Genomic DNA, 16,786 nt, shown 5'->3' on the forward strand with positions numbered 1-16,786 from the left:
CACGGTAGAGCGGCCGACTGACAATCACTCCTGCAGCGCGGCCGCGCGGTACTCCCGGCACGGAGGCCGGGGTCTACTCGGGAAAGTGGCCCAGCAAGGCCTTGAGTCGGCACACAAGGGCACGACCCGTCACCGCCTCATCCCAGGCCTACCGGGGGGCGAATTCGCGTCAACTCTCACCGCCCGGAGTGAGACACAGTGGGACACCAGCGGACCACAACGGACACCAATGAACAACGATGACTGCCAACGCCCGTGACCGGCACTGGCCGACGGCCGTGCCTGCGTTGTTTTGGCACGTCGCCCCTGCGCAACACTCCCCGGTATGACGAGCTTTCAACGAAGGAAGGATGTCGGCGACGCCCACGAACAGCGCGTCGCGCGGGAGCTGGACATCCGCGGGTGGGCCGTCGACGAGTGGGGCCAGGGCGTACTGAGCCCCACCGTCAGTGCCGCACTGCGCAGCACCGACAGCTTCCTGCGCTGGACCCCTGACCTCATCGCCGCGCAGGGCCGGCACCTGTTCATGATCGACTGCAAGAGCCGGATGACCAGCAGCACCACCGACCGGCACGCGGTCGAGACCGCAGCCGTCAAAGCCCACCTGCAGCTGGCGGCCTGGACCGGGCTGCCGGTCTGCTACGTCTTCGACAACCTGGACGTGCTCACCCCACTCGACATCCTCACGACCGGCCGCACAGGCCCTCAGACCGTCCGCGGCTCGGGAAGCCCTTACCACCTCGTGCCCGCCAGACACGCACTCGCCTTCGATACTGTCTTCGGACGAGCCCCCGGCGACGCGCAGCAGTTGCCCGCGGCTTGACGGACCGCCTTCCCCACGGCACGGCCCCTCTCAGCCGCTCCGGCACCTGCACGGGCAGACCCTCGGCTCAGCGTCAGTCACCAGCCTGCAGGAAGGAAGGGCCATTGCAGCATCGCCGTCACGCTGCTCGTCTCCGTCATCGGTGTGCTTGCGGCCGAGTCGGCCGGCGTGGCCATCACGGTGGTGGCGGTCATGCGGTTCACGGTCGTACCCGGCACTGACATCCCGGGTGCGCCCCGCTCACTCTGCGGGCCGACGGCTCTAGATCGCCTGATTCGATCACGTAGGCATCCGTGGACAGGTAATCTGTCGCTCAAGCCCTTTCTCAAGCTTCAACTGCCCTACTCGTTTTGCGGGTTCGTCCGCCCGGCGGCGCCGGGTGGCGCCTCCGTGCCGACTGGGGCGGGCCATTGCTGAGAGAGGAATCCTCTTGCACGCGGAGAAGTACACCAAGCGGCGGACCGTTCTGCGGCACGCCGGGCAGGCCGTGACCAAGGTGGGCGTCTACGTACTGGGACAGCTCATCTGTTCCTGGCTCGGTCTGTAACTAGCGAGAAAGGGCCCAGCGCTGGTCGGCCGGTACGGGCTGACCAGCGCAAGCTCATCGCCTTCTGCAGGCGACGGTGATCATTGGGCGGGCTTCGCCGCACGGGGGATGTCGTTGACAGCACAGGCGGCTTGAACGCCTCTCCTGCAGAAGAGGGCCCTGCGGCGGGTCGGGGCCCGGCCGGCCCATCACGTTCGGCCTCGGCCGCGCAAGCCAACTCCACGATCGTGTGGACTAGTTGCGGCTGATATAGATCATGCATGCGGATCCTGGTGTCGACGTCCGACGTAACGCGGGGGTGGATGTGACCGACGTTCGTCTTCCCCACAGCTGGCTGTGGGTTCGGCTCGCTGATGTCCTGGCGGAGCCGCTGGTCAACGGCCAGGCATCGCACGGCTCCGCCGACGGCTTCCCCGTTTTGAAGCTCACTGCACTGACGGAGGCCGGGGTTGATTTCACTCAGGTGTCAGAAGACGATCGGCCTCGTGGATGGTGCGCACCGCTTCTGGCCGGCGAGGGGGACTTTCTCGTGGCCCGCAGCAGCGGGTCGGGCAACCGGATCGGACGGGGCGCGCTGGCACGCAACGTGCCCGGGCCGGTCGCCGTCCCGGGCACCATGACGAGGGTCCGGGTGAGCCCCGAGGTCCTCGCTCCCGGCTTCTTGGAGCCCGTCTGGGCGTCTGCCGTTGTGCGACACCAACTGGAGAAGGCCGCAGGCAGTGCCTCCCGCAAGTCACTCAACCACCGTTCGCTGGAAGCCATCCGACTGCCTGTGCCGCCTGTTGAGGAGCAGCATCGAATCGCCGCAGTGCTGGGCGGGCGCCTGGACCGTCTTGATCGCGGCGGTGAGGTCTTGCGAGCCGCCTTCGCTCGTCTGCCGGCTCTTCGCGCTGCGGCTCGTCGCGCCACGACGCCCGGGGGCGACCCTCTCCTGGGTGACGTCCCTCCAGGATGGAGACTGGGGAAGATCAGTGATGTGGTCTGTCGAATCGAAGCGGGAACGTCACTTCCCAACGAGGCCCGGCCTGCCCGCAGCGGCGAGTGGGGGGTGATCAAGACCAGTGCGATGACGCGAGGGGTCTTTCGCGACACCGAGCACAAGGCAGTGCGGTCAGACGCGACGGTGAACCCGGGCAAAGCGATAAAGCCCAACGACGTCTTGGTCTGCCGCGCGAACAGCCGTGACTATGTCGGCACCGCGGTTCTGGTCACCGGCTGCCGTCCACAGCTTCTGCTGAGCGACAAGAGTCTGCGCCTGGAACCGAAGCCTGGTGTTGACAGGCGTTGGCTTGTCCACCTGCTCACTTCGCCCTACGTCCGTGAGCAGATCGCCCGGAGGAGCCGTGGATGCCTGGATTCCATGCAGAACATCACCCAGCGCGACCTGCTGGAGATCCCCATCCCCGTTCCTCCGCCGGGAGAGCAGGAACGCCTTGGGCGGATGGCTCAGAACTGGATCACCGGCGCAGATCGCCTCTCGGAACAGATACAGACGGCGACGGCTCGCGCAGCACGTCTGCGTCAAGGGCTTGTGGACGCCGCCTGCGCCGGCCGGCTGGTGCCCCAGGAACCGGGTGAAAGAGCCCTCACGCAGGCCCTCCTGCGGCTCCTGAGCGCCGAGCCGGCGCGGGGTGGACCCCCCGCGCAGTCTCCACGCAGGCGCAAGAAGGCTCGGGCCGCGCTTTCCCCCGCCATGACCACATCCGCTGTGCAGCTGGAGTTCGAGCTATGACCAACACGCCGGACGCTCACAGGGGCAGCACGGCCGAAGAGTTGACCAACCGGCTCTGGGAGTACTGCGGGCTGCTGCGCGACCGGGGACTCGCCACCATCGAGTACGCAGAGCAGCTCACCTATCTCCTGCTTCTCAAGATGGCGGATGAGCAGTCGCGACAGCTTGAGAGACGGGCACTTGCGTTCGGTGAGCCGGAAGCGGCGCACCTCGTTGTTCCACCTGAGTGCGGATGGGAGTCGCTCACGCGTTTGCGCGGAAAGGCCCTTCGCGATGGGCACCGCCAGGCCCTCGCTCACCTGTCTGCGCAAGATCGCGGAACGACATTCGAAACCGTCTTCGCCGACGCCAAGAGCAGGATCCACGATGCCGGTCTGCTCGAAAAGTTGATCGCAGACTTGATCCGCCCTGTGGAATGGACCTCCCTGCAGCCTGACGTGCTCGGCAGCGCATACGAGTTCCTGCTTGAGAAAGGAACGAACGAGGTCAGGTCCGGCGCGGGGCAGTTCTTCACCCCGCGACCGCTCGTCGATGCGATCGTCACTGTCATACAGCCACAGCTCGCAGACACGGTCACCGACCCTGCGTGCGGCACGGGAGGGTTTCTCATCGCCGCACACCAATATCTCCAGAAACATATTCCCGGGGGGCCGTACGGCCGGCGCGGGCACGACCTGGGCCCGGGTCGGATCTGGGGCCAGGAACTGGTTCCCCGGACTGCTGGGCTCGCGGCCATGAACCTGCTGCTGCACGGACTCGGGTCCATCGACGGGCCGTCGCTGGTCACCGTGGGCGACGCGCTCGCCGAGCCGCCGTCCCGGCGTGCTTCTCTTGTCCTTTCCCACCCTCCGTTCGGAACGAGGCAGGCGCTCCCCCACGCCGGCACACCACTGGCGGACGGCCGTTACCGCCGTGCCGACTTCCCTTTCCCTACCGCGAACAAGCAGATCAATTTTCTGCAGCACATCATGTCTGTGATGGACGCGCCTGGCCGTGGCGCCGTCATCCTGCCTGACAACGTCCTGTTCGAGCCGAACGCAGAACCTGTACGGCACCACCTGCTGCACGAATTCGACTTCCACACGCTTCTGCGTCTCCCGACCGGGATCTTCTTTGCGGGGGGCGTGAAGGCCAATGTCCTCTTCTTCGAGAAGGACCGGCAGTCCGCCGCTGCCGGGCCCCGGACCTCACAGCTGTGGGTCTACGATCTCCGCTCCGGCAGCCGGTTCTCGCCAGGCCGCAATCCGCTGCAACGTACACACCTGGATGATTTCGTCCAGGCCTACCTGCCCGGCAGGCCACGCACAGAACGTCGTGACACCGAACGCTTTCGCGCGTTCGGTGTCGACGAACTGCTGCAGCGCGACCACCTCAATCTCGATCTCTGGTGGGGTCATGATCCGAGTGAGGATCCCGGCAGCCTGCTCCCCCCGGAGCAGATCGCGCAGGACATCGTCGCAGATCTGCAGGCTGCCCTAGGCGAGTTCGAAGCGCTGGCGTCGGCTGTGCGAAAGGGCTGAGTCCAGGCCTCGCGCTCGTGCCCTCATGCCTCCCAACCGTGTTCCAGGCCGTGAGCCGCGCCGTGCAGCACGGCAGGTGCCGGCGGCGCGGAAGCGAGTCGTGGAGCCAGGCTCGGTGGCGTGTCCGGCCGCCGGCTTGTTGACGGTGGCAGCCGGCCAAGGCCAGAGATCGCTTGTCGGCATCCTGAACCGCTGGGATACTCGTCCATCTCGTTGACACCAACGGCACCACTGTCAACGCCTTTGGCGTCCACGTGATGTGTGCAGTCGGCAACGGGGAGTGCGTGGACATCATGGCAAGCGGGTCGGAGTGGTCGGAGCTCGAGGCGTACTGGCCCGCCGAGGAGATGGTCCGGGACCGGGAACGCGTCAAGGACAAGATCGCCGCGTGCTACCGCGCCGCACACCCCACCGGACAAGAGCCATCGACCGGTGACATCGACTCATGGCGGGAGAGTGTCTACGAGGTCGCCACGGCTCTCAAGGATCTCGGGCTCGGCCAGGTGTGGGTCTTCGTGGAGTACCGGGTACATCCGAAGATGAACCCGATCGACGTGCTCCTGGCCGGCCACCACCCACAAGGCGGGCTCAGTTTCGCAGCCGTCGAACTCAAGCAGTGGAGCTCCGTCGAACGCCCGGGCCTGGCTCACCTTGCCAAAGGGCTGTGCGCCGAGTGCCGAAAGCCGGGCGCAGCAGCGCTGTGTGCTCAGTGCGCGATCGAACGCGTCTACGCGCCGTGCTTCTCGGCACACAAGAAGCATCCGGCCGTGCAGGTGCGGGACAACCTCGAATCCCTCAAGCAGCACCACAGCATGTTCGACGACCGGTACGTCCGCATCGCGGGCGCTGCTTACCTGCACAACCTGAAGGATCCGCAGTCACAGTGGGTCAGCCAGGTCATGCCGTGCCCCGGCATCCGCACCTTCACAGCCCGTCAGCCGGCGAAGCTGCGGGAGTTCCTCAAAGCCACGTTCAGTCCACTCAGCGGCGCGGATGCCGCGGAGGCACTGCTGGAGCGGCGTCGTTCCACCGCGCTGTTGACCTCGGAGACCGGGGCAGTCGTCAACGGTCACACCCGCTTCAGCTTGGTGGAGAACCAGTTGAGGGCCGTGAACGAGGTCATGGATTGCGTCCGTACGCCGTCAGCCGGCCTGAAGAAGGTCTATGTGGTGCGCGGACGGGCAGGCACGGGGAAGTCTCTGGTCGCGCTCACCTTGCTGGGCGACGCGATCAGGGAGGGCTACGACGCACGCTTCGTATCGGGAGGTGTGGCGTCCCGCGAGAACTTCCGAAGCGGCGCACGCGGCTACGGCCAAAAGTTCATGACCCTCAACAAGCTTGCCGACAAACACGCTCCAAACGAAATCGACCTCATCGTCTGCGACGAGGCGCACCGGCTGACCGAACGCCCGATGAAGGGCTCCTTCTACATGCGGGACGGCGAATCGTCCGTGGAGGTCATCGCGTCGCGCGCCAGGGTCCCTGTCTTCTTCATCGACGGAGACCAGCGGCTGTTCGCTGACGAGGTCTGGTCCGAGGACCTGCTCATCGAAGAGATCCTGAAGCTGCCTGCGGAGGTCGTGGAGATCGGCTTCGACCGGCCACTGCGCGCGGTGGGCAGCTCCACGTTCGACACCTGGGTGAAGCGTCTGCTCGATGGCGCCCCCCTTGAGTGGAAGGCCGGTGACGGCACCGAATCAGAGCCCTTCGAGCTGTACTACAGCGATAGCGCCGCACGGATGGAGAAGTTTCTGCAGTCCAAGCTCGACACCGGTGCGAGCGCCCGGATGACAGCCGGCATGTGCTGGGAGTGGACCGATACATCCGGCACGTTCCCGGACGTCGCCCCGGAGGAGGACTGGGCACGGCCATGGAATGCCGAGGACTCCCACGGCACACCGGGCGTCCCCAAGCGCCACTACTGGGCAACAGCAGAGGGCGGGTTCGGGCAAATCGGCTGCGTACACACCGCGCAGGGCCTGGAGTACGAGTGGGGCGGGGTCATCATGGGCCCTGATCTGACCTGGAACAGCAGCTCCTGGCATGTGAACCGGGAGTACGTGAAGAGCAAGGCGATCCGCATCGACTCCGACGAGATCCTCACCGAACGTCTCCGCAACGCCTACGGGGTCCTGCTGACACGCTCGATCCGTGGCACTGTTGTCTACTCCACCGATCCGGCCACCCTAGAGCTCTTCGCACGGCTGAAGGTGCCGAAGCTCTGACGCTCAGGCCGCCGGCGGCCGGGCTTGGTCAGACCGCCGACCGGGCCCGCGAACCGACTCGGCCCTGCGGCCCTGCGCGTAGGCGAAGAGCTCGCCGCACTACGCCGCGACGCCCTCGGGTCCCCGCGTTCCAGCCCGGGTTCGTGACCGCGGAGAACGGGCCCTGCGAGCCGGTCCTGAAGCCGCACTGGAGTCAGTGGAGCAGACGGGGCAGGGTCGCCGTGAAGAAGCCGCCGATGCGCCGCGTCAGCCGCGTTGCCTGTGTCAGCCCGGCGCAAAAGCGAGCAGTGCATTGTCAGTGGACTGCCCGACGCTTCGGGCATGAGTCTGGCCAGTGCGCTCAAGAACCCCAACTCCCCCCTGTCCCGTTTCCTGGCAGCGCAGTTGCCCACGCCGGACGGTGTACTCGACGCCCTGCGTGCTCAGTTGCCACCGCGCTCGGCCACAGTCGCTCCGCAAGGAGCTCAGCGGTTCAACCACCGCAGCCTGGGGCGTGCGACCGACCGCCGCCTGCGCGTGGCGTTCGCTGCACCGGCCGATGCCCCGCTGACCGCCGGCGTCGGTTTCGCTCCCGGCGAGCTGGCCACCGCATCATCCCGAGTCGAGGGCCGCGCGGAACGGGAGGCGGGGCAGGACTTGCCGGCCGCGTCAACGGAGCAACGTGCGGCACACGACGGTGTCATGCAAGCGGAAGCGCAGGCAGAAAAGCGGCTCGCACGGTTGTGTGACGCCGCCTCCCGTTTCGAGGAGGTCTACCGGGCCGGCTTGTTCCCCGGCAACCCGCTGACGGACCGCTACGCCTGCGGACGCGCTGCTGGAATGCCCTTCCGCCCCGCAGTGGGAGACCATCACCCCGTCCGCTCACGTCAGGCAGCTGGTTGAGGAGTTCGCCAACCGAGCACTGATCACCCCCCCTCCAGCGACGAAGCCACCCGACCACTGAGCCGGTCTCCATCGATCCTGCCGGCCTGAGCCATGGTTGCAGCCAGCTCAGACAACGGCAGGACGATCTCGCCGAGGACGTCTAGAGGACGAGTATGTGGTCGGCCCTCGCGTTCCGTGCTCTGTCCCGGCATTCGCCTTCCAATCGAAGACACAGGCCCGCGCTGACGCTTTCGAATCCTTGGCATACGAAGCGAGCAGCGCGGTGCGCGGTCACAGGTTCCACCTTGCCGTGCAACAGGCCGTCTACCGGGCGCCGGGCATCGGCCCAGGCGCCAGTCCGAAGTGCGCAAAAGCCGCATGAACGCAGACAGTAACCACTGAGGGGCAAGTGCCCACCGCAGAGCCGATGTCGATGAACCGCAACCGCCCGCTCAGGCCTCACCCGCAGTTGTCCTCGGCGAGGGCGTGCAGGGTCGTCGTTGCCCCGCGCCGAGCCTGGGCAGCCCCAGCTGTGTCCCGTGCCGCTGCGCCTGGAGCGGAAATCACGACTCCGCGCACCGGCTCGGTGTGGGCACGGCGCGATGGGAGACGGCTTCGGCTTCCAGATCTGGCACCCGCGGAGAGAGTAGCTATCACCTTCGGCCTGTCGACCTTGCAGCCCTATCCGGCGCTGCCCATCTCCCCCGGATCTGCTGCGCGCGATGGTGAAGACGTTCGCCGACGCGCTCATGTACATCCCTGTCCTCCTGGACGACGCCGATACGGACAGGGTTCGGCAACCGGGTGCGCCGTGGATGTTGCCGGTGATGCCGAGTTCTTCGCGAAGTCCCCTATGCTCGCGGGGCAGTTGGTATGAACAATCCGTTGAGGGGGCGCGGAGCCGCATGGTCGACGAGATCAGGTACGAGTACAAGACTGTGCAGACAATTCGCGGCACCAACAGCTTGGTGATCTCGAAGATGGAGAAGGATGGCTGGGTGCTTGTGGAACAGGCCCAGGGCACGCTTCGCTCCACTCTCAGCTTCCGTCGGCCGAAGAAGCCGCGGCCGTGGCTCCTGATCGGCGCGGCGGCCGCCGTCCTCGTGATCCTCGCCATCGCCATCGGTGCTTCCTCTGTGCTCAGCGACGGAGGCGAGAAGAAGGACGAGTCAGACAAGTCAGCGGCCGCTGCGAGCGAGGAACCTTCCGCTACGCCGACTCCGACCACGGTCGAGTCGGCTGCCACTGAGGTGATCACGCCTCAGAACAACCGAGAGTTCGCGGCGCTGCTGAAGGCGGACTCGTGCGACGACGCGAACCTGGACTTCGCGACCAAGCACGGGGGCCAGACGGTCGCGTTCAACGGCTCGATCGTGAGCATGGCGCCCCGCGGTGACTACGACACCCGCTACGACTTCCTCCTGGGCCCAGGCGACAAGGGACCGAACACGACGGTCGGCCCGGCCTTCAAATACGAGGACGTCAACACCTTTGACCTGAAACTGACCGGCAAGAAGATCCCTGCCACTGTCCGCGCGGGCGACGAGTTCCGCTTCGTCGCCGAGGTGGGCAAATTCAACGCGGACCAGTGTGTCTTCTTCCTCGACCCGGTCTCGACGGAAATCCGGTAGTCAAGATGGGCGGCCGCGTCACCGCAAAACAGCGTGCCTGGCCATTTTCTCAGCGGTGATCATTTCCAGATTCCGTTGAGGACGAGGGCGCCACGAGCGATGCCGCCGATCCGGCTCGGGCTGAGGGAAACGTGCTGCAGGATGCGCCAGTGTTGCGTGCGGTCGAGTTCCCGGCTGCCTTGCGTCACGGCTGGGGGTGCCTCGTGATCCGCCGCAGCTGACTCTCGATCTCACAGCGGTTGAGGCGCTTTCGCCGCGCATACTGCGTCACAGCACTTTGCGCAGCGGCTGCTGCCCTGAACCAGACGGCACGCTGGATTGTGCGCTCCTCCTCGCTGGTAAGGCGCTGCAAAGTGCGGTGCTCGGCGTCGGCGGCCCGCTGCAGGGCGAGGAGGCTGTCGGGCAGATCTGGCGGCGAGGAAGCGGTGCCGGTGTGCGCCGCGGGCGCGTCCTCGGTGGGGGGCGTGAAGGGCTGCTCGGGCACTTGTGACTGCGGGACGGGACGTGTCATCACGATGCCGGGCCGGCAAGTGGGGCGGTTCCGGCTGGCAGTCGCAGGAGCTTCAGTCTCCCGGGCCGGGGGCAGCTGTGCGTCGTCGCTGTTGAGGTCGTCGAGCCGGTCGCGGTCGGCGCTGGTGACCCAGAACCGGTGCAGCCTGGTGGTGATGCGGTGCTCGATGGGCACGATGGCTCCGGCGGCGGTGTGGCGCACCAGGTCGTCGAAGAGGATGTCGCGTGGTTTGGGGGTGACGTGGGTCTTGCCACAGCGGCGCGTCCCGTGGGGGCAGGGATAGAGGGCGCGGAGGTCGCAGTGCCAGAAGTCCAGGGCACGGAAGCCTGAGATGACGCGGAGGTCGCCGGTCTTGGCGATGACGTAGGCGGGGAGGTTGTTGCTGCGGGTCCAGTGGGTGTCGTGGCGCTGGGCGTAGTCGGCACGGTCGGTGTGCCAGGCGGGGGTGATGCCGTTCTTGTGCGCTTTGGATGCGCGGGCGCGGACACTGCGCGGTCCGTTGGTGGCGGCGGAGGAGAGCTGTACTTCCCAGCCGATGCGGCGTCCGCCGGCGCCTTCTACGAGGGTGTCGGTCTGGATCCAGCTGCGGCCCACACGGGTGCGTACCTCGCTGTTGCCGTGGAAGCCGCCTTCCTGCGCGGCCCGCAGGATCCGTTCCTGGTAGGCCTTGTGCTCGTCGCTCACGGCGGTGGTGTGGCGGTTCTCGTCCTCGGTCTTCTCGTGGACGGCTTCACGCCGGCCGTTGGCCCGCAGCCGCAGATGCATCCACGCCTCAACACCGGCATCCCGGCACACGCCTGCGCACTGCAGGTCCCGTTCGGGCACCGGGACGTTGCGCGCGGCGTACAGCCGGTCTGCCCCGTAGATCGTCTCCCACAGGTTCGGCAGCTCCTCATGCCCGAGATCGTCCTTGGTGAGATCGAGGTAGATCCGCAGCTTGGTGTGCCAGACCATGTTGGCCACTGATACCGCCCTTCCCCTGTGAAACACCGTCAAATCACGGTAGGGGAAGGCACTGACAACAGCAGCAGCGCAAACCGGGCACACTTCTCGGAAGGGAACAGAGCGCGAACTCAGCGGTCCCTCTGCTCCCTCCCGGACGGAAGGGTCGGGCAGGGATCGCAGGCCTGCAGAGGGACTGGGACAACGTGCACGGGCGGCACAGAGGCCCAGCAGTCTCTGTCCCACCGGCTAGGAGATCGCACTAGCGGCCTGAGCACCGCACCGATGGCGTCTGCCGCCGGGGGGATGGGCACGGTGCATGCTGCGGTGGACGCGAGCGGCAGGCGTCTGGCGGTGAAGGTCGTCCACGCCGCTCAGGCCGGTGACGGGGAGTTCCGTGCCCGGTTTCCGGCGTGAGGTGGCCCTGCCGAGCAAGGTGGCCCTCCCACGACAACCGGGCCCCTGCACCTCCGACAGGTGCAGGGGCCGTGCGACAGATGATGGGCGTCTTCTCCGAGCTGGAGCACTCGATGATCGTGGCTCGGCTCCGGGCAGGACATAAGGAGAAGGCAGTGCAGGGCGGGTACGCCTACGGCGCCCCGCCCTACGGTTGGCAGGCCATCGCCGGAGAACTGGTCGAGCACCCCGCCGAGCAAGCCGGTCTGACCCGAGCTCGGGAACTACGGACAGTGGGCGCCTCACTCCGTGAGATCTGTCGGCGCCTCGCGCTCCGTGTTCTTCCCCGACTTCTTATCGGTGAGGACCCGGCTGCAGCCGGCCGCTTCCAGAGCGGCGATCTGCCGGTCGAGCAACTGCCCCTTCGTGGAGGCCCTGCTCTCGTATAGCTACGGCCGGGTGGCGAGTAGCCCTGTGTAGCGTTCTGGGCTGCGGTCTCGGCGGTCCATCAGCGTCGAGCATCGGCTACGAGGGCGTTGACGCGGGAGCAGCACCCTGGCGTGCGCGTGGACATGCTGGAGGTGGAGACAAGGGCGCTCGCCCCGTTCCTCGCAGTAGCAAGGACGACGCCGTGCTCTCCTCCGTAGGGGTGTCGGTCTTCGACAGCCTGCGAAGGGCCCGCGGATAGGGACGGATGGGTGCTGTACGACGCGCTGCGCGCCTCCATCGGCCTGGGGAATGCGGTAACGACCTGCTGGGGTGCACACCAAGTCAACGACGCTGCAACGCTGTTGCTCATTTCGTGATCTCCGCTGGGCGGCCGGAAGAGATCACCAAGCCGCTATGCTGCCGCACCTTGGAATGCTGTGCGCACGCCTACAGGGGACCCATGACGACCACGGACGACACGAATAGCCCTGACACCTCCAACACCAGCTCCGGCTCGCCCGATACGAAGCGCTTCCGAGACGTCTTCAAAGACCACAAGTGGGTGGTCACCACTGCCGTGGCGCTCATCGCCGTAATCGTCCCCGCAGTCATTTCCATCGTCACCAGCGATGACGGGGGCAAGGATGACAAGGCTTCCACCCAGTCGCCCACCCCCACGGTCTCCGCACCGACAACTCCAGCAGGCACCTCCTCGCCCACAGAGTCTTCGGCATCATCCGCAGCGCCGTCACCGAAGGCGCCCGCCGTTCGCTCCTTCCCGGTGACTCTGACCATTGGTGACAGCTACGAAGCCATCGACTTTGATGCTGCTCCGGAGGAACCGGTGACTCGCGGGATCGCAACGGACGAGTTCGAGTCCATGACCGAGGCCGAGAAGGCGCGGTACGACATGGACACGAACGACCGGGGAGCGCCAACTGTGGAGTTCTTGTCGGCGTCCGGCGCCGCAGTCCTACAGCCGGACGAAACAGTCACTGCCGAGGCATGCAGGCAAGCGAGCAGCGGCGGCGGCATCACCACTTTCGAACTGGACGACAACAGCGAGATGTCGAACCGAACTGCGGGAATCAAGAAGGGCGCCACCTTCTGCATCCGCACCGATACGGACGCCGTGGTGGCAGCCAAGATCAAGGAGATCACGTTCCCCTACACCAATGGGATCATGAAGCTTGATGTCACCGTGTGGAGCAGCTGAAAAGCGGATCAAGCACCGCCTCCGCCCAACGAGCACGTGCACCTATGGCTGGGCTGGGCCTGGGACCAGCTGCCTCGCTCTACTCGCCGGTAAATCGAGACCGTCGGGCGCTAGCCAGGGTCTTCAGGCGTCGCCCTGTGGCCTCGATCGGCGGCGGAGAGGTCCACTAGGGCCTGTGTGAGGTTGTGATCAGTTGCCGGTTCTACCCTCTTGGTGGGGTGGAACCCGGTAGGAATTGATGACGGACAGCGGCGCGAGATGGCCCCGGCGGGTGGATGGCATGTGGGGTCGTTCACGATGTGGCCCGGGAAATCACTGAGGCGACCGCGGCGACGCGGTGGGACAGGTCGCCGGCGGGAATGTCGATGAGCTCGTAGCCGAACGCGCGGTAGCTCTGTTCGTGGATCTTCTCGAAGACCAACGACTCCTCAAAACTGATCCGGCGGGCCGCGGTGGGCTCGCAGAAACCCAGATGGCGAACGAAGAGCACTTGCCGCTCGTAGATCCCCAGGGAGGTGATCCGTTCGAGCTCCGCGGCCAGCGCCGGGGACACTGACCGCCCCAGGTAGGTGGCGAGTGCATGGGTGCAGACCGGCGACCGGTCGAACACCTGGACAGAGCCGGGGGTGATGGCCTCCAGCTGTCGCTGTCGCTGCAGAGCGACGATCTCGTCGATGAACGATGCCCGTGTCCATGGCTCGTCCTCGCCCTGACCCTGCGATTGCTCGATGACCGCGGTTGCCGCCTCCTCGACAACCCCGTAGCCAAGCTCAGCCAGGAGCCGCACGATCGATGTCTTGCCCGCACCTGGCGTGCCCGTGAGAACGTACCGCTGCATGATGCGAAAGCCTTTCGTAGGTGTCGGGACACGACACACTCGTCCTCGACGGGACCTCTGGTGGAGGCGTCGAGCGAGTGGCGTCTGGGGATGTAGCAGTGAGAGAGGGGCGGATCCTCGAACAGCTCATATGCCGGAGATATCTCTGATGCCCCAGGTGTTGAGCAAGGCGGCCACTGCCGGGTCCGGACGGCAGATCAGATGACCGGCGGTTAGCGCACAGTGCTGATCGGAACGGACTGATCCAAGTCGCCCCCAAGCGCAGTGGACTGGACAGTGGAGCCAGCTTTCGGCCCAGTTCCCCGACATGCCGTTGGCTCTGATGCGACTCAATCGACGACATGGACGGGTGAGGGCTGCTGCGTTCCCTCAGGGTGCACTACGTGGGTCTGCTCAACCTCTTCAACAAGGTGCCGTTGACCCGTTCATGAATGATCGTGACCAGAGTTCCGCGAAGTCAATTCCCAGGAAGGCCTCTGCGGAGAGGGCCACGGCTGGCCGTCAGGTGCTGCAGCGGGGCGACCAGCCAGTACGTAGTCGCGGTACTCGTCGCCAGCCATGGACTGATTTACCCATCGTCCGCGCACGGATCCGGTGCTGGTTTCGGCAGCGTCCAAGGCGGCAATCGGATCGCTCCCGGTTACCAGAAGAAGACCGAAGTCCTCCTCCTCGCTGTCAATCAGCGGTGGCAGCGCATCCAAGTCGCCTGTCAGCGGTTCACAGTCGAGAGCCGAGTGCAGATAGACCTCGCAACTGCCGCCGGTCGGCCGTATCTCGACCCCATAAATTCCCGGCCACTCAGGGCTTCCTGCCGGTCCGAGGAACTGCTCGACGGCACGCCCCCGCTTGAGTTCGCTGGACCAGGTAGCGCATCTGCGCGGGCGCACTCTTGGGCGCCAGGCGGGTGAACGCCTTGTGCACCGCGGCGTCCAGGCCGTCCCCGATCATGCTCATCGCCTGCCCACTCCCCTATTCGCCGTTGTCGGCGTCGGTGACGGTGCCGTCCTTGATGTACCGGGCGAAGTTGAGGTCCGGGCGTTGAACCGTTCGCGGACCTCTTCGCCCCCTGGACGGACTGGGTGCCCCCCACCACCGATCCCACGTTCCACCCGCGGTACGCGGCCGAACCTGAAAGGCATTGTGCAAGTGCTCCCCGTGCTGGAGAGATCCGGGATCATGAAGCATGCTCCCGGATGACTGGCACCTCACCCAAGATATTGACGACTTCCTCACCCGAGCCGGGGACTTCCTGCGCTCGCGCCCTGCCCTGCACAACACGCCGCTGACGGACATCGAGAAACTGCGGATACGCGGGGCGGGCGAACACGATGCTGCAGCCCCCGTCTTCGGCCGACTGCAGTCAGGAGGTGAAGTCCACGCGGTCTTCTATCTCACTCCGGGCGGCCGTCTGGGCCTCACCCCCCTGTCTGTCGAGCAGGCCGACGCCCTCGCCGCTCACCTGGCCGGCCTCGGCCACGCGCCCTCCCACGTCATCGCGGACCGCGACACTGCCGACGCTTTCGCCGAGTCCTGGCAGCGGCACACGGGCGCTGCGCCGGTACCGCCCTTTTGGCGGACGCATCTCTACCGTCTCGGCACGCTCACCCCGCCGCAGCCGCGCCCAAAGGGCCGGGGGCGCCTCACGGGCGGGCAGGACCGTGAGCAAGTCGTTCACTGGTGCCGTGAGTTCTGTGTCGATGTCGGGGAGCAGCCCTCCATCGACTTGATTGACGCCGGCTCCTGGGACGACTCGCGCTTCGGCGACAGGCATTTCACGTTCTGGGAGACCCCTGACGGCACCCCCGTCGCGATGGCGGCCGTGACCTCGATGGTCGGCGGCATGGTCCGGGTGGAACCCGTCTACACCCCGGCCCACCTCCGGGGCCGCGGCTACGCGGGCGCCGTGACGGTCGAGGCGAGCCGGGCAGCACTGACCGCGGGGGCGACTGACGTCGTCCTGTTCACGGACCCGGACAACCCCACCAGCAATGCCCTCTACCAGCGCATCGGCTACGTCCACGTCGCTGACTTCGCCGGGTACAAGTTCTCCTACGGCGCACCACAAGCCGGGTGAGGGGCATGACCGACGCACACGCACCTGCCACCAGTACCGGCTGCGACCGCCGCGAAGCGGCTGAAGCTGCGTCACAGCGATCCCGTCGATGCCAAAGTTGTGGGCGACACCGACCCCGTGGCGCGGGGCACTCGCCGTGCGTCTGCCCGACGGGCGCATCGCCTTGTCGCGGACCCTGCCCGGTCCGCTCGTCGCTCACCTCGGAACGCTGCTGGCTGAGTCCGGTCCGCCCCATCGCGCTCACACCGCCGCGGGGCGACTCGTACAACACCGTCCCGTACGACCTGCCGTCGAACGGCCCGCTCTGTCTCGCCGCCGATCAACCTTCGGCACCCGGCGGCGGAGTCTCAGCCGGACTCGATCACTCTGTCTCGACGGGTCTTGCGCATCACGGCCTGCGGCGACGCAGCGGCATGCCTCTTGCAGCCGTAGAGCACGAACGGTGGCCCGCTCGGCCGCTCAACCTGACCGACGACCACGGGCTCGTCCGTCATGTGCGCGCCGGTCGCGCACCACTCACTCACTGGTCGCCTCCGGCGAACTGGTCGAGGGTGCGCAAGCAGCGACCGAGTGCGGCCACAGCGAGCGCCGCGGCGAGCGGGCTGGGGCTGAGCCCCTGCGACAGCTCTTCCTCGGCGTCGGCGATGGCGCGCTCGCGGGCGTAGAACGCCGTTGTGCCGTGGGTGATCTGGTCGGCCTGGCTCCGTACGCAAGGGATGAGATGCCGGAGTTCTGCTCGGATCACGAGGTTGAGCTCTTGCAGACGAGCGAGGCCGGGGATGGTGCGCGTAGCCGACATCGCTTCTTGGATCAGCTCGGGGATCCGGACGGCCGGCTGTGTGACTGGGGCGTCTTCGGTGGTGGGCATTGCGCCTCCGCAGGGCTGTGCCCGCGCACCTTGGCGGGCCGTGGTCGTTGCTGCGTGACCACGACGCTAGAACCACGCCGTGCGGCGGCTCCACTTCCGTGCACCGATGTGCACAGAATCAATTTGCCTCGGCAGATGGCGCGTTCGCGGCCTTGACTCGCGGCTACCGA

General features: G+C 66.5%; 11 protein-coding genes and 2 pseudogenes. 8 read left to right on the plus strand and 5 right to left on the minus strand.

Annotation, left to right across the window (positions count from 1 at the left end; all coding sequences use genetic code 11):
* Positions 1-325 precede the first annotated feature (325 nt).
* From ACFC96_RS43640 to ACFC96_RS43665, 6 genes are all read left to right on the plus strand, one after another.
* Positions 326-823: a hypothetical protein gene (locus tag ACFC96_RS43640; RefSeq protein WP_376618124.1), complete on the plus strand. Its 498-nt coding sequence runs from the start codon at positions 326-328 to the stop codon at positions 821-823.
* 803 nt (positions 824-1,626) lie between these two features.
* Positions 1,627-3,102, plus strand: coding sequence for a hypothetical protein (locus ACFC96_RS43645; RefSeq protein WP_376618125.1), 1,476 nt, complete (start codon positions 1,627-1,629; stop codon positions 3,100-3,102).
* On the plus strand, positions 3,099-4,622 hold the full coding sequence (locus ACFC96_RS43650) for an N-6 DNA methylase (protein WP_376618127.1): 1,524 nt from the start codon (positions 3,099-3,101) through the stop codon (positions 4,620-4,622). The genes ACFC96_RS43645 and ACFC96_RS43650 overlap by 4 nt, the downstream gene beginning before the upstream one ends.
* 293 nt (positions 4,623-4,915) lie before the next feature.
* A complete protein-coding gene (locus ACFC96_RS43655; RefSeq protein WP_376618129.1) occupies positions 4,916-6,847 on the plus strand; it encodes a DNA/RNA helicase domain-containing protein in 1,932 nt (643 codons plus the stop codon).
* 321 nt (positions 6,848-7,168) lie between these two features.
* Positions 7,169-7,729: a hypothetical protein gene (locus ACFC96_RS43660; protein ID WP_376618131.1), complete on the plus strand. Its 561-nt coding sequence runs from the start codon at positions 7,169-7,171 to the stop codon at positions 7,727-7,729.
* An 887-nt stretch (positions 7,730-8,616) separates the two neighbouring features.
* Positions 8,617-9,342 (plus strand): DUF4839 domain-containing protein, encoded by a 726-nt coding sequence (locus ACFC96_RS43665; RefSeq protein ID WP_376618132.1) that lies wholly within the window; start codon positions 8,617-8,619, stop codon positions 9,340-9,342.
* Between the two features lie 184 nt (positions 9,343-9,526).
* On the opposite strand, the gene ACFC96_RS43670 is transcribed toward ACFC96_RS43665, so the two are convergent.
* Both ACFC96_RS43670 and ACFC96_RS43675 read right to left on the minus strand, forming a co-directional pair.
* Positions 9,527-10,816 carry a hypothetical protein gene (locus tag ACFC96_RS43670; protein WP_376618134.1) on the minus strand — a complete coding sequence of 430 codons (1,290 nt, stop codon included), beginning with the start codon at positions 10,814-10,816 and terminating at the stop codon, positions 9,527-9,529.
* A gap of 677 nt (positions 10,817-11,493) precedes the next feature.
* A pseudogene (locus ACFC96_RS43675) lies at positions 11,494-11,616 on the minus strand (hypothetical protein); the annotation flags it as partial.
* 464 nt (positions 11,617-12,080) lie between these two features.
* Here ACFC96_RS43675 and ACFC96_RS43680 point away from each other — a divergent pair.
* The gene (locus tag ACFC96_RS43680) at positions 12,081-12,836 is read left to right on the plus strand and encodes a hypothetical protein (protein ID WP_376618135.1); all 756 of its coding nucleotides are present in this window, start codon (positions 12,081-12,083) and stop codon (positions 12,834-12,836) included.
* A gap of 292 nt (positions 12,837-13,128) precedes the next feature.
* Here ACFC96_RS43680 and ACFC96_RS43685 read toward each other — a convergent pair whose 3' ends face one another.
* Together ACFC96_RS43685 and ACFC96_RS43690 are read right to left on the minus strand one after the other, a co-directional pair.
* On the minus strand, positions 13,129-13,674 hold the full coding sequence (locus tag ACFC96_RS43685) for an ATP-binding protein (RefSeq protein ID WP_376618137.1): 546 nt from the start codon (positions 13,672-13,674) through the stop codon (positions 13,129-13,131).
* A 425-nt stretch (positions 13,675-14,099) separates the two neighbouring features.
* Positions 14,100-14,628 (minus strand): annotated as a pseudogene (locus ACFC96_RS43690) (hypothetical protein).
* A gap of 229 nt (positions 14,629-14,857) precedes the next feature.
* Between ACFC96_RS43690 and ACFC96_RS43695 the strand changes: the two are divergent.
* A complete protein-coding gene (locus ACFC96_RS43695) occupies positions 14,858-15,748 on the plus strand; it encodes a GNAT family N-acetyltransferase (protein WP_376618139.1) in 891 nt (296 codons plus the stop codon).
* Between the two features lie 520 nt (positions 15,749-16,268).
* Here ACFC96_RS43695 and ACFC96_RS43700 read toward each other — a convergent pair.
* Positions 16,269-16,616 carry a DUF6415 family natural product biosynthesis protein gene (locus tag ACFC96_RS43700; protein ID WP_376618141.1) on the minus strand — a complete coding sequence of 116 codons (348 nt, stop codon included), beginning with the start codon at positions 16,614-16,616 and terminating at the stop codon, positions 16,269-16,271.
* Between the last annotated feature and the right edge of the window lie 170 nt (positions 16,617-16,786).

The organism is Streptomyces sp. NPDC055955 (assembly GCF_042270245.1).
In the GTDB taxonomy this organism is placed as follows: domain Bacteria; phylum Actinomycetota; class Actinomycetes; order Streptomycetales; family Streptomycetaceae; genus Streptomyces.

Excerpts from the sequence above, each read along its gene's own strand:
- ACFC96_RS43685 (WP_376618137.1), bottom strand. The coding sequence starts at position 13,674 with ATGCAGCGGTACGTTCTCACGGGCACGCCAGGTGCGGGCAAGACATCG.
- ACFC96_RS43665 (WP_376618132.1), top strand. The coding sequence starts at position 8,617 with ATGGTCGACGAGATCAGGTACGAGTACAAGACTGTGCAGACAATTCGC.
- ACFC96_RS43680 (WP_376618135.1), top strand. The coding sequence starts at position 12,081 with ATGACGACCACGGACGACACGAATAGCCCTGACACCTCCAACACCAGC.
- ACFC96_RS43660 (WP_376618131.1), top strand. The coding sequence starts at position 7,169 with ATGAGTCTGGCCAGTGCGCTCAAGAACCCCAACTCCCCCCTGTCCCGT.
- ACFC96_RS43655 (WP_376618129.1), top strand. The coding sequence starts at position 4,916 with ATGGCAAGCGGGTCGGAGTGGTCGGAGCTCGAGGCGTACTGGCCCGCC.
- ACFC96_RS43695 (WP_376618139.1), top strand. The coding sequence starts at position 14,858 with ATGCTCCCGGATGACTGGCACCTCACCCAAGATATTGACGACTTCCTC.
- ACFC96_RS43700 (WP_376618141.1), bottom strand. The coding sequence starts at position 16,616 with ATGCCCACCACCGAAGACGCCCCAGTCACACAGCCGGCCGTCCGGATC.
- ACFC96_RS43645 (WP_376618125.1), top strand. The coding sequence starts at position 1,627 with ATGCATGCGGATCCTGGTGTCGACGTCCGACGTAACGCGGGGGTGGAT.
- ACFC96_RS43650 (WP_376618127.1), top strand. The coding sequence starts at position 3,099 with ATGACCAACACGCCGGACGCTCACAGGGGCAGCACGGCCGAAGAGTTG.
- ACFC96_RS43640 (WP_376618124.1), top strand. The coding sequence starts at position 326 with ATGACGAGCTTTCAACGAAGGAAGGATGTCGGCGACGCCCACGAACAG.